Source organism: Streptomyces sp. JLYT201 (assembly GCF_059448825.1).
The window spans coordinates 7831065-7843265 of sequence record NZ_CM182551.1; the positions used below are offsets into that span (position 1 = coordinate 7831065).

General features: G+C 69.1%; 12 protein-coding genes. 5 read left to right on the forward strand and 7 right to left on the reverse strand.

Translation table 11 applies throughout. The annotated features are described in order from the left end of the window. The first annotated feature begins 147 nt into the window (after nucleotides 1-147). From AC5WAM_RS33320 to AC5WAM_RS33330, 3 genes are read left to right on the forward strand one after another with little or no spacing between them, the layout of a single operon-like run. Entirely contained in the window at nucleotides 148-723 is a 576-nt protein-coding gene (locus AC5WAM_RS33320) for a helix-turn-helix domain-containing protein (RefSeq protein WP_366789702.1), read from the forward strand. Nucleotides 724-726: 3 nt separating this feature from the next. Further along, nucleotides 727-1470 carry a helical backbone metal receptor gene (locus AC5WAM_RS33325; protein ID WP_495519803.1) on the forward strand — a complete coding sequence of 248 codons (744 nt, stop codon included), beginning with the start codon at nucleotides 727-729 and terminating at the stop codon, nucleotides 1468-1470. 9 nt (nucleotides 1471-1479) lie between these two features. Beyond that, nucleotides 1480-3117: a recombinase family protein gene (locus AC5WAM_RS33330; RefSeq protein WP_495519804.1), complete on the forward strand. Its 1638-nt coding sequence runs from the start codon at nucleotides 1480-1482 to the stop codon at nucleotides 3115-3117. Between the two features lie 170 nt (nucleotides 3118-3287). Here the strand turns inward: AC5WAM_RS33330 and AC5WAM_RS33335 are convergent, their stop codons facing one another. From AC5WAM_RS33335 to AC5WAM_RS33350, 4 genes are all read right to left on the reverse strand, one after another. Beyond that, nucleotides 3288-4724, reverse strand: coding sequence for a replication initiator (locus AC5WAM_RS33335; RefSeq protein ID WP_495523693.1), 1437 nt, complete (start codon nucleotides 4722-4724; stop codon nucleotides 3288-3290). Nucleotides 4725-4956: 232 nt separating this feature from the next. Further along, nucleotides 4957-5154, reverse strand: a complete 198-nt coding sequence (locus AC5WAM_RS33340; protein WP_495519805.1) for a hypothetical protein — start codon at nucleotides 5152-5154, stop codon at nucleotides 4957-4959. Continuing rightward, nucleotides 5151-6452 carry an FtsK/SpoIIIE domain-containing protein gene (locus AC5WAM_RS33345; protein WP_495519806.1) on the reverse strand — a complete coding sequence of 434 codons (1302 nt, stop codon included), beginning with the start codon at nucleotides 6450-6452 and terminating at the stop codon, nucleotides 5151-5153. The genes AC5WAM_RS33340 and AC5WAM_RS33345 overlap by 4 nt, the downstream gene beginning before the upstream one ends. After that, nucleotides 6452-6817: an SCO3933 family regulatory protein gene (locus AC5WAM_RS33350; protein WP_495519807.1), complete on the reverse strand. Its 366-nt coding sequence runs from the start codon at nucleotides 6815-6817 to the stop codon at nucleotides 6452-6454. Before AC5WAM_RS33350 ends, AC5WAM_RS33345 begins: the two co-directional genes overlap by 1 nt. 190 nt (nucleotides 6818-7007) lie before the next feature. On the opposite strand from AC5WAM_RS33350, the gene AC5WAM_RS33355 reads away from it, so the two are divergent. Further along, nucleotides 7008-7787 (forward strand): GntR family transcriptional regulator, encoded by a 780-nt coding sequence (locus AC5WAM_RS33355; protein WP_495519808.1) that lies wholly within the window; start codon nucleotides 7008-7010, stop codon nucleotides 7785-7787. 395 nt (nucleotides 7788-8182) lie between these two features. Here the strand turns inward: AC5WAM_RS33355 and AC5WAM_RS33360 are convergent, their stop codons facing one another. Next, entirely contained in the window at nucleotides 8183-8479 is a 297-nt protein-coding gene (locus AC5WAM_RS33360; RefSeq protein ID WP_495523694.1) for a hypothetical protein, read from the reverse strand. Between the two features lie 315 nt (nucleotides 8480-8794). After that, complete coding sequence (locus tag AC5WAM_RS33365; protein WP_495523695.1) at nucleotides 8795-9253, reverse strand: ATP-binding protein; 459 nt, start codon at nucleotides 9251-9253, stop codon at nucleotides 8795-8797. Nucleotides 9254-9528: 275 nt separating this feature from the next. Between AC5WAM_RS33365 and AC5WAM_RS33370 the strand changes: the two genes are divergently transcribed. Next, entirely contained in the window at nucleotides 9529-10881 is a 1353-nt protein-coding gene (locus AC5WAM_RS33370) for an NsdA family TPR-like regulatory protein (protein WP_495519809.1), read from the forward strand. Between the two features lie 236 nt (nucleotides 10882-11117). On the opposite strand, the gene AC5WAM_RS33375 is transcribed toward AC5WAM_RS33370, so the two are convergent. Continuing rightward, complete coding sequence (locus AC5WAM_RS33375) at nucleotides 11118-12146, reverse strand: hypothetical protein (RefSeq protein ID WP_495519810.1); 1029 nt, start codon at nucleotides 12144-12146, stop codon at nucleotides 11118-11120. Nucleotides 12147-12201: the final 55 nt, after the last annotated feature.

Genomic DNA, 12201 nt, shown 5'->3' on the forward strand with positions numbered 1-12201 from the left:
AGCGCCCGGCTGGAACCTGCGCACGGACCGCCCAACTGGGTAAAACCGTTTGGCGAACATGCGTAGGGTGCAGAAAACCCATCAGGGTGAAGGCACTGGCTCGCCCGAGTCGGCCCAAGCGCGCAAGAGAAGAAGGGAGCCGAGGCGATGGACGAGCACAAGGAAAATCTCCGGGTGGGCTCGGCCGTACGGCGGCGCCGCCGTCAGCTGGAGCTCACCCTCGCGGTCGTCTCCCGGCGCAGCGGCCTGTCGGTGCCGTTCCTGAGCCAGGTGGAGAACGAGCGGGCCCGCCCCAGCATGCGCTCCCTGGAGCGGGTCGCGGACGCGCTCGGCACCACCGCCGTGGAGCTGCTCGCCGCCGCCGACCCGACCGGCACGGTCGACCTGGTGCGCGCCGACGACGAGGTGAACCTGGCGGGCGGCACCTGCGAGACGCACGTACGGGACCTGGTGCGCGGCCACCACCAGCTGCACGCCTTCGAGTACGTGGGCGACCACGACGAGGGCCGCGAGTTCCAGCACCGCAACGACGAGCTGATGTACGTCATCGCGGGCGCCGTCGAGGTCGAGGCCGAGGGCCGCGCCTACCGCCTCGGGCGCGGGGACTCCCTGTATCTGACGGGCGGCGTGCGGCACCGCTGGCGGGCCACGGCCGCCGACGCGCGGGTGCTCGTCGTCGCGGTGGGCGAGCACATCGAGGCCCTGGACGCGGGGCGGCGCTGAGCGATGCCCGCCGCCCGGGTGGTCTCCCTGGTGCCGTCCCTGACAGAAGCGGTCGCCGTGACGGTGCCGGGTGCCCTGGTCGGCGTCACCGAGTGGTGCAGCCACCCGGCGGACCTCGACGACCTCGGCGTGGCGAGGATCGGCGGCACGAAGAACCCGGACGTCCCCGCGGTCGTGGCGCTCGCTCCCGACCTGGTGCTCGCCAACGAGGAGGAGAACCGCCCCGCCGATCTGGCCGCCCTGCGCGCCGCGGGCCTGGAGGTCCTGGTCACGGAGGTGCGCGGCCTGGAGCAGGCGTTCCGCGAGCTGTCCCGGGCGCTCGCCGCCTGCGGCGGGCCCGCCCGGCCGCGGTGGCTCGCCGAGGCCGAGGACGCCTGGGAGGACCCGCCGCGCCCGGCCTCCCGGCTGCGGGCGGCGGTGCCGATCTGGCGGCGGCCCTGGATGGTGCTCGGCCGCGACACGTTCGCGGGGGACCTGCTCGCGCGCCTGGGCGTCGACAACGCCTGGGCGAGGCACGCCGAGCGCTACCCCCGCGTCCCGCTCGACGAGCTGCGCGCCGCGGGCCCCGACCTGGTGGTGCTCCCGGACGAGCCGTACCGCTTCACGCCCGACGACGGCCCCGAGGCCTTCCCGGGGACGCCCGCCGCACTGGTCAGCGGCCGCCACCTCACCTGGTACGGGCCGTCGCTGCGCGAGGCGCCGGGGGTGCTCAGCGCGGCGCTGCGAGCAGCACATCCACGGATGTAGCTTCGGCCCATGGCCGATGACTTAGTACGGCGAGCCCACTGGGGTGACCTGGAGGGGCAGGCCTGGGCAGGACTGGCCCGGCTGTCCACAGAGGAGGTCGAGGGTGAAGCCCTCGATGACGGCCCGACGGGCAAGGCGCGCTTCGTGCCGATGACCGGCAGGGACATCAAGAGCACGGAGGAGCAGGAGAAGGACGGCCGCGAGTTCGTCGAGAAGCGGGGCGGCCGTTACGTGTACACCTACCTGGAGCCGGACACTTCCGCGTGGAAGCGTAGGCGCGTACGTCTGCCTGACGGCAGCGTGGGCTACCGAGTGGTCAGGCCAGTGTTCGAGGGAGCGCTGGAGGACCTCAAGCAGGGCAAGGCCCCGAACGGGAAGCGGATCGATGGGCTGATCGTGTACGACATCGACCGTCTGACGCGTGATCCCCGACACCTCGAAGACGCGATCGAGACCGTCGAGCACTACCGTCGACCGATCATCGACATCACAGGGACTCTGGATCTCTTGACCGACAACGGTCGCGCCATGGCACGGGTCGTCGTCGCCATGGCCAACAAGCAGTCGGCGGACACGGCTCGCAGGGTGAAGCGCAACCACAAGGCACGGCGGGACCTGGGCATACCCGTGGGCGGGACGCGCCCGTTCGGCTGGCAGGAGGACAAGCGCACGCTGAACACGGCTGAGGCTGACTTGCTCCGCAAGGCGGCCCGTCGGCTGATCGAGGGGGCGACGTGGTACGCGATCATCGCTGACTGGAACCGCGCGGGCCTCACCACGTCCAAGGGCAATCCCTGGACGCAGAGCGCACTCAGAGAAATGCTGCGGAACCCGCGTGTATGTGGCTACCGGTCGTACTCGGTGGTGGAGGCCGACCCGGAATCGGGGCGCGAACTCAAGAACATGGCCATCGCACGCGACGGCAAGGGCAACCCCGTCATCGGGCAGTGGGAACCGATCTTGACGGTGGCCGAGTGGGAGTCACTCGTCGCGATCATCGGCGAAGGGCCGGTACGCGGGACGGGATTCAACAGCCGCAAGTACCTGGGGACCGGGACGCTTCGCTGCGGCAAGGAGGGGTGCGGGGCGCTCCTCCGCCCCTACAAGGCGCCTCCCAGCGTCGGCAAGCCAGAGGGCTACTTCTACTACGGGTGCCACGCGAAGAGCACAGGGCGAGGCTGTGGGGGCGTGAAGATCGGCGGTCCGGAGACGGACGAGCTGATCGCGAAACTGGTGATCGCGAAGTACGAGGAGGAAGCCGCCAAGCGGAAGGCAGTCGCTGTCCCCGGGCCATGGCGAGGAGAGGACGAGCTGAGGACCGTTCGAGAGGACTTGGACGACCTGAAGCAGGCCCGCAGGGCACGCAAGATCAGCGCTGAGCGTTACTACACGGATCTTGCCGAGTACGAGGCGGACGAGCGTCGGTTGGTCAAGGAGCGCAACGCCTGGAGTCGCAAGATCATGACTGCCCAGGGAGACCCCGTCGACATCGCTACGGAGTGGTACCGCGATGGCGTCACTCTTGCCGAGCGGCGCGCCTACGTGGAGCAGACGTTGACTGCCCTCGTCGTTCTCCAGGTGGGCCGAGGGCGGCGAGTGCCTCTGAGGGACCGTCTGGTCCCTGTGTGGGCCGCGAACGAGGACTAGCAACCAGGGGAGGAGCCCGTCACTTCGCGCGGTGGTGGTGACGGACTCCGACGGATGAGGCGATCTCTAAGCCCAAGGTGGCATTCATACGTCGCCACTGGCTGTCAGCCCAGCGCGGAGCCTTGCGGGCATGCTCCCGAGCCCAGGCCGTATCTCGATCTTCTTCGTTGTCACCCGGACCCTGCACCCGGCCACCCCCTCTCGGTAGTGAGCACCTCCTGGGCGATCTGACGGTTGGCCACAAGGTCTTCCGCCACTCCAGCCGCGAGCCAGGCGGCGCCGGGTGTGTGGCCGGAGTCGAGGTAGCGCCAGTGCGCGTCGGTGGTGGTGCCCGGTGGCTCGTCGAGGGTGGCGCCCTGGTGTTGCGCGCGCTCGGCGCGTAGGGCTGCGTAGGTGGTGGAGTAGGTGCGGGATTTGGTGAGGATGTGGCCGCGGTAGCCGAGGGTGTGGGTCCAGGCGCGCAGCCGCAGCGGCTCGTACTCGGGCAGTCCGCCGAGGCGCCAGCAGGTGCGCTTGAGGGTGCGGACGTGGTCAGTGGCCGGGGCGTGGGTGATGTCGTCCCAGGTGGTGAGCCTGTGGTCGGTGCCGGCCCCGGTCTCGCTGGCGCCCTTGGTGACGTACTTGGCGACGTAGGCGGCCACCGCGTCGTCATCGGGGCCGTGGCCGTCGGCGTGGACGGGGCGGGCGTCGAGTTGGGTGCCCCAGCGCAGGGCGAGTTCGCCGACGGCGGGGCTGTAGGGGGTGTGGACGACGACGCGGCTCGCGGCGGCGTGCACGGCGTGGGCGAGGAAGTCTGTGGTGGCCCAGGGCGGGGGTTCGTCGCGGGGTCCGGCGGGGCCGTCGAGGCGGATGACGGCATGGAGGTGGATGGCGGCGCGACGCTGGTACTCGGCGACGCGGGCGAAAGACAGGCGCGCATGGTCCGGGAAGCGGGACTGAGGGAGGCCTGCCGCCGTGGCTAGGTGGCGTCGGACGCCGCGCGTGAAGCGGTCCCAGAGCAGGCCTGCGTGGGCGTGCCAGAGGGCGTGGGCGGTGTAGTCGTAGCAGGCGGTGCAGAGCGGCTGGCCGATTAGAGGGGTTTCCGGGGCGTGGGCGGCGGCGCAGCCGAGGGGGCGGCCGTGTTCGCATACGCCGCCCTCGCGTCGCAGTCGGCAGTGCTCTCCGGCCCGGTGCACGGGGCCGAAGGACGGTGCCGTGAGGGTGAGGAAGAGCCGGGGCCGGTCGCGGACGGTGGCGGGGATGTTCTTGCCGCCGAGGATGCCTGCGCGGACGAGGTGGTAGGTGTCGCCTGCGTGGAGGCGGGAGCAGGGGGCGCAGACGGTGGCGCGTCGGTTGCGGCAGCGGATCAGGAGGCGTTCGCCGGGTTCGTCGCGGGTGTCGTAGTGGCGGAGGACCTGGCCGGTCGCGGTCTCGTACGTGGTGGTCGTGCCGGACAGGTGGATGGGGTGGGTGCAGCCGCCGGTGGCGGTGATCTGGTCCAGCCAGCGGGCGAACTGCGGGTCTTGGGCGATGCGGATGGCGTCGCGGTCTGCTTCGGGGAGTTGGCGCAGGCGCGCCGCGCGGTCGAGGACGGCGCGCCTGCCAGCCGAGGTGGACTCGGGGGTGATGGTGGTGACCTTCCGGGGTGGGCCGCCGCAGCGGCACGGATGGGGGTGGGTGGCGCGGTGTGGTCCATGGGCTTCGCTCCTTGGTTGTGGTGGTCGGTTAGGTCAGCGGATGACGCCTGCGCCCCGGCAGTAGCGGCAGCGGTGGCGGTGGCCGGTCCAGGTGGGGCGGGTGCCTTCGCCCTTGCAGTGGGGGCACTTCACGCGGCTCATGGGCATGACGAGTCCTTCCGGATCAGTGCTGGGAGAAGCCGTTGGTGAGCCAGGTGATGAGTTCGTGGACGCTCAGGGCCACGGGGGTCTGGCCGAGGTAGACCCCGAGCAGGACGGCGCAGATGGCGTGGTGGACGCGCATGTCCCGGGAGCGGACGAGGAAGACGGTGATGACGCCGAAGATCAGCGAGAGGGAGAGGGCGGTGCCTTCGGTGATCACGGGGTGCCTCCCCGGAGTGCGGCGAGCATCTGGTCCACGGCGGGCAGGCTGGGCGTGAGGGCGGCATGTGCGTCGGCCGTGGCCCTGGCCTGCGCTGTGGTGGTCAGGTGGGAGCGGGCGCGGCTCCAGCCGCCGTCGGGGCCGGTGCACACGGCCACGCCCTTCTCTTCCGGGGTGATGGACTGTGCGACGGTGACGGCGTCCTTGTTGAGGTCGCCCAGGGCCATTTCGGCGGTGCCGGGGTCGTGGACTCGGTGGCAGATGCGGCCGCCGAGCTGGGCGCGCAGGGCGGTGACGCCGGAGCCGAGGTCGGAGCCGACGCGCTGCCCGGCAACGACCAGGTGCATCCCGAGTGCGGCCCCGAGTTGGGCCAGGCGCAGCAGCAGGGTCGAGCATTGCTCGGTCTCCGCCCGGCTTTCGCGGGTGCCGTCGGAGAGGTAGAGCTCTGCCAGTTCGTCGACGATCACGACGACGGGTACGGGGCGGAGTTTGTCGGGGAGTTCCCAGATCGAGCGGACGCCCGCGGCGCGGCACTCGTCCATGCGGTCGCGCATTTCGATGGCGAGGGCGCCGAGGACGGCCACGGCTTCGCGCCTGCACGTCGTCAGCGCCGACAGGCGGCGGGCGAACAGGCCCAGTTCCATGCCGCCCTTGCAGTCGATCCCGACCAGTGCGACGTCCTGCGGGGCAAGTTGCGTGATCAGCCGGGCCAGGAGTGTGGACTTGCCCGAGCGGGTGGCTCCGGCGATCAGCCAGTGCGGGACCAGGCGCAGGTCCATCACCCACGCCCCGCCGCTCTCCAGCACCCCCACGACGGCCGCGAGATGCGAAGCCGGGGCAGAGACCAGACCGGGGTGTTCCAGCGGGTCACTGGCCGTCGCGGCCAGGACCACCAGACCGCGCTCCGGGGAGGTGACGCGGACCGCGTGCATCTTCCAGGCATGGGCGAAGGCGTCTGCCGCCTTCAGATACGGGGCCGGGGTCTGGCCCGCGTGCAGCCGCACCGCCACCCGCAGGCCCATGCGGTGGGCGCGGGGCAAGGAGATGCGCGGAGCCACCGGCCGCAGCGGATCGCCCTTGACCACCAGCTCCCCGAGCAGCCCGCGGGCCGGGTGCTTGGAGACGGCCAGGTCGTTGAGGATGGCGACGCGGCGCCAGGTGCACAGCACCCGGCACGCCGCGACGGGGTAGCCGGTGAGATACCAGTGCCAGTGCGGGCGCAGCCGCCGCAGATGGTCGCCGATGACCAGCAGCCAGGCCAGCACGGCTAACGCGAGAGCGAGCAGGACGGCATCCATCAGGCACCACCGCCCGTCTTCTCGGTCCGGGGCATCTGGGGTGCGGTGGTGCCGGGCATGGGCGTGATCGCCTCCGCGCGGAAGCTGACGCCGTGGCGGTCGCCCATCGCCCAGGCGAACGCCGTCAGCCCGGTGACCTTGACGATCTGCCCTTCCTCCAGGCCCTTGGGCTCGCCGGAGACGGCGATCTCGATCACCGAGATGCGCCGCCCGTCCTGGCGGACGATGACGGCCACGGTGTAGACGGTGTTGCCGTCGCGGTCCTTCTTGGCCTCCCCGGTCTCGGAGTTGCTGATCTTCGCTTCGGGCGTGATGGCGCACCGCAGTACGCCGAGCCGCGCCGTGTCCACGGGTATGGACTGCATTGCGTGGGCCTCCTTGGCCACTTGAAGCGCGTCAGAAACTCTTCCTGACGTCACTTGTCCTTACGAGTGATGAGCATGGAGCTCTTCCCGGTCGGGGGGCAACTACTTATGCTGACGAGTGATGTCGCGCGTGCGACGTGACGATGACCTACGAGCCGCCGGCCCAGACGCCGATGACGAAGGTGCCCAGATGACGGAGATCCACCGCCCCGGAGCGCTCTACCAACAGGTCGCCGCCGCCATCCGCGAAGCGATCCTCTCCGGCGAGTTCGCCCCCGACAGCCTGCTCCCGTCCGAGGCCCAGCTCATGACCCGCTACCAGGTCTCCCGCCCCACCGTCCGCAACGCCATCGCCGCTCTGCGATCCGAAGGCCTGATCGACGTACGGCACGGCAAGGGCAGCTTCGTCCGCTCCAACGGCCAGCCCGCCGTGACGCTGGAGCGCCGTATCACCCAGGCCCGGGGAGGCGGCTTCACGCTGCCCGACGGGACCGAGTGGGACGAGGCCGAGACGCCGAGCGCATACCGGTCGCACACCACGAAGGAGACCGGCCCGCTCCTCCACCTCGGCGAGGAGGAAGCCCTCTTCTGCTGCGACCGTCTGCTCACCGACCCGGCGACCGGCACCCGCGCCATGCACCGGACGTCGATCCCCTTCGAGGTCGCCGACGCCACCCCGCACCTGGCCGAGAGCCCGGATCAGCAGCCCGTAGCGATCTACGGTCGGCTCGCCGAGGCCGGGCATCAACTGACCTGGTCCGAGACGGTGCGCGCCCGCATGCCCCTGCCCGACGAGCGCACGGCCCTGAAGCTCCCGGACGCGACACCACTGCTGCACCTGGCCCGCATCACCCACGGCACCGACGACCGCCCCTTGCTCCTCGAAGAGCTTCGCGTGGGCGCGGACCGCGCCGAACTCGCCTACCGGATCACCGCCGACAAGCAGCCCGCCCGCCGCGCCCGCACCTGAGGGCAGCGCACCTGTCGAAACTTCCTTCACTTCCTCAAGGGCGCGCCTGCGGCGCGCCGGGGCGCCCGTGCGCCTCGGCCGGGCATGCGGCGTGCCCGCCGGTCCCGGCCGGACACCCAGCGCCCCACACCGCGGCCCGCACAGCGAGGCAGCGCGTCGACCCGCAGCCACGGGCCGAGGCCGACGTGGCCGGGGGTCGGCGTTCTGAGGCTTTAGGCAGCCACTTTGGCGCGAGCCTCGAAGATCATGGCCCCACATCGGGCACTTGCGGGCAGGCCAGGAGCCAGCCCGATCCGCGGGCGAGCGTAAGGGGCCATGATCACTCGCGCCAAAGCAGCTCCAGCCCAAAGCAGCCCGCCGACGTGCCCACGCCCGGCACCCACGGGAACAGCACCTCATGCCTCACCACCGCCCCTGCACCCGGCCGACTCCAGGAGCCCGGCGAGCCGGTCCACGACGCCCGGGGCACCCGCCAGCCGCACGAGCCCGCGGCCATCCTGATCAGTCGAGGCGACGCACCGCACCTCCGACAGCTCGAAACCCGCACCGAGAAGCGCACGGTTCAGCCGGTCGGCAGCCTCTCGTGCCGCACGCCAGCCCGCCAGGTAGTCGACACCCGGGACCCACATACCGAAGTCCCCGCCCGTGACATCCAGGCTGTCACTCAGCCAGTCCTCACCCGCGCCAGTCACTTTGCTCACCTTCACCTTGATCGAGGTAACGGATCGTCAACTCACTTGCACCAAGGTCGAGATGCAGCACAGCGACCCCGGTACCATCGGGCACCGGGGGCCGCTGAGTCCCCAACCGGGCCACCCTTCGCTTTCCAGGGCTGATGGGGTGGCCCGGTCTCGGTATGAGGTTGTGAAGCGCGGCCCCCGGCGTGAGGACCAAGAGCCGCGCTCCTTGCAACCGGAGCTGGGTCGGCTACCGGCTGCGATCCGCCCCGCCGCCCGCTCCTCCCCAGCACGTAGGAGGACGTACGAGTGGCGGCGAGCCGGATGTCTCTACGGAGCCCGCTCGTTGGCGACGGGGTCCAGGTCGAAGCGGCACCAGACCGTCTTGCCTCCGGGCTCTTCCGGCGACCACCACACCGAGTCGGCCAGGCGCTGAACGATCAGCAGCCCGCGCCCCCGGTCCGGTAACAGAGCCTCCGGGAACTCACCGGCCAGGGCGGGCGATACGCACTCGCCCGCCGGAAGATCCGGCGGAGCGGAGTCCTCATCCGTCACGCCGATGCAGAGCAGGCCGGGCCAGGTCATGACGGACACGTCCACGCGCCGACTCGCTCCAGGACGCGCCAGGCAGCCGTCCGGCACGGCATGCTGCACGACATTCCCGACGAGTTCCGAGACGACCAGGCGGACGTCGTCACGCATCCAGCCGAGCCCCCAGTCCTGAAGCGAGGCGCCCACCATGTCCCGCGCCGCCCGTACAGCGTCCGCAGACTCAGCGAAGATCGTCAGTGCCCGGAAGTGCCCTGGGCTCCCCGCCCCTGCCGTGCCTCGTGGACCACTCTCACCCCGCTCCCGGGCAGAGTTGTCGCGCTTCCGGACGCCCCTCGGATTCATGACCCAGTCCACCGTCCCCGGCCGCGCCTGCCGGGACGCTCCCGGCAGGGTGTAGTGAGCGTGCACCCCCTCCACCGGCCGTCGCTCCCCCCTCTTGGGGACCCCCCTCATCGGTACACTCGCGAAACGGGCACACGAGAACGTCAGGTCAATCACGATGGGGAAGTGAGATGGCCGGAGTCGCTCCGACACCAGCAGCACTGCCGCCGCACGTTCTGGAACGCGCCGACGTACGCGCAGCCATCGCCAACCACGACTTCGGCGAGGTCTTCAGGCTCGCCAAGCTCCACGGCAACATCAGCTACGCCAAGATCGCCGAGGCCGTCGGCTACAAACGCGAGCACATCGGCAAGATGGCCCGCCCCGAGACCAACGGCACGGGCGTCCGCCCCCGGATCACCCAGCACTTCAAGATCCTCGAAGTGGTCGACGGGCTCCGCATCCCGGGCCACCTGGCAGGCCTCGCCCCACGCCCGTGGGAACTGGAACAAGCAGCGGACAGAGCCCAGCCGGACGACCCGAGCACCTTGCTCGCCCAAGGCGGCGCAGGCCTCTGGGACGTCGCCGAGCTACTCCGCCGCACAGAGATGTCCAGCATCAACAGCGCCGCCCTGGAGTCGATCGAGCAAGGCATCGACCAACTGGCCCGCGCGTACCCGTACGCGGACGCCGACTACCTCCATCAGCGCACGCGAAACGGCTTGCAGTACGTCACCAAGCAGCTTGAGAGTCGCATGACCCTGCGGCAGCACCGAGAGCTCCTCGTCGACGCCGGGTGGCTCTTCCTCCTGAACGCGTGCGTCCAGTACGACCGGGGCCAACGCGAGGCCGCCAACCTCAGCAAGGCCGCAGCCCTCCGCATCGGCGAGGAGGCCGGGCACGGCGAGATCAAGGCATGGGCCTGGGAAATCGAGGCCTGGTTCGCACTCACCCAGTGCCGCTGGGACGACATGCTCACCGCGGTCGACGCCGGACACGCCGCCGACCAAACCCACTCCGTCGGCGTCCAGTTGTACGCCCACAAGGCCCGCGCCGCAGCCCGCATGGGCGACGCCCGCCTGGTCCGCGACTCCCTGGACGCCGGACGAGCCCGCCTGGAACGCCTCCCGCGCCCGGACCACCCCGAGCACCACTTCATAATCGACCCGGACAAGTGGGACTTCTACGAGATGGACGCGTACCGCCTCCTCGGCGACGACGAACGCGCCGCCACCCACGCCCGCTCGGTCATCCGCATCAGCACGGGCCCCGACGGCACCGAAATCTCACCCATGCGTGCTGCGGAGGCTCGCCTCACACTCGGAGTCGCCGCCGCCCGCATGGGCGAGATAGAAGAGGCTATCGGCATGGGGAACGCTGCTCTCGGAGCCGACCGTAAGTCCCTCCCATCTCTCCTTTTGGTCGCCGACGAGTTGGACAAGGAACTCCGCTTCCGCTACCCCCGCGAGGCTGCTACGCGTGAATTTCACGAACGGATTACGACGATCAAGCGAGGTGCGGTTAGGTCTGAGCTTCCGTTCTGACTACTTCTGCACTCGATCCTGGTCCCACTTCAGAAGGGGAGCCTGAGCTTCAGTCGCTGCAAACTTCTCTCCTCGCTCTAAGCGATCACTGGAGGTAGGGTGCGCAAATGATGGATAGTCATCTTGAATAGGGTGATACTCGGCATGCGTGGGATCTAGTGTCCCAATTCGGGAGGTGAGGCAACATAAGCCAAGCTGCCTGTTGCTCATGCCTCCTGGGCCTCCACCGCTTTGCGCTACAAGGCGTCAATGCAAGACCGAAGCAATGCGTTCAGCCAGGCCCGGGGCGGGACGTCATGCATGTTGATGAGGTCTGGGCTAGTGCGAATCTGGCGATGCAAGACGTCATCGCCTTGTGCACGGAACAACTTGAGGTTTTTCATGTATACCTCATCCGTTCTCGACCACGAGATATTGCTAACCACCTGATTAAAGCCTGGAGTGCCAGTTGTGGGCGCGACAAGAATCGGCGGTATGTGGTCGAGGATTGCCCGCAGTAGTGAGTGGCAAGCGTAGGGGTGCCCGTCCGCGTAGTTACTGTTCAGCTCCCGGAGGAGCTGGACCAGCTTGTCAAGATTCCATTGTGTGGAGCCGGTCTTGTTCTCTAGCTCCTCGATCAACGACCAATCTACGTACATGGCGGGGGGCATCCGGAGTTGAGGTGCAGCAGCCGATGCGTCTTGGTGAGCGGGAATGGTTGTCGAACGGTTCACTAGATCAGTCGTTCGGTGTACGTAGGACTGAATATCGTGGACGTCCATGTACTGAAGCACGTCCCGAGGGATGGGCCTCTTCCACTCTTCGCCTTCAACGAACATGCCTGCGGATGTGGCAGGTTCATATCCGAGTATGTCGGGAAGGCGGTTCAGGATGGTGCTATCGAGGTTCGGCAAAGCCTGTCCGATGCCAGAGCGGGTGATCTCTGGCTGTGTGACTTCTTGCGTTGAAATGGGGGTATCCAGTCGAGCCCTGATCATGATGTGCAGCACGCTGAGAAACGGCTGTGCAATGAGGCGGTCCAACTCTTGCAGGTGTGCCGCAGCTGCCACCGTCAGTGCTGGCCTGACATCGTCTGCCATGCGAGGGCGCAGGTACCACGCGACCCCGTACGAAAGTCCAGTAGTGTCCTGGGAACCCGCCATGGGAAGCGAGTGCAGAACCTCGGTCGCGTTCAAGCCATGCCGCCCAAGTTGGTCTTGGACGTAGCCCCACAGCGGCCACACCCCCTCCTGCGCGTACGGCGTCGCCATTGTGGTCAGCAGCATCAACTGCTCATCGTTCAGAGGAGCCAGCAAGTCCGACAAGGCAGTTTCCGATCAT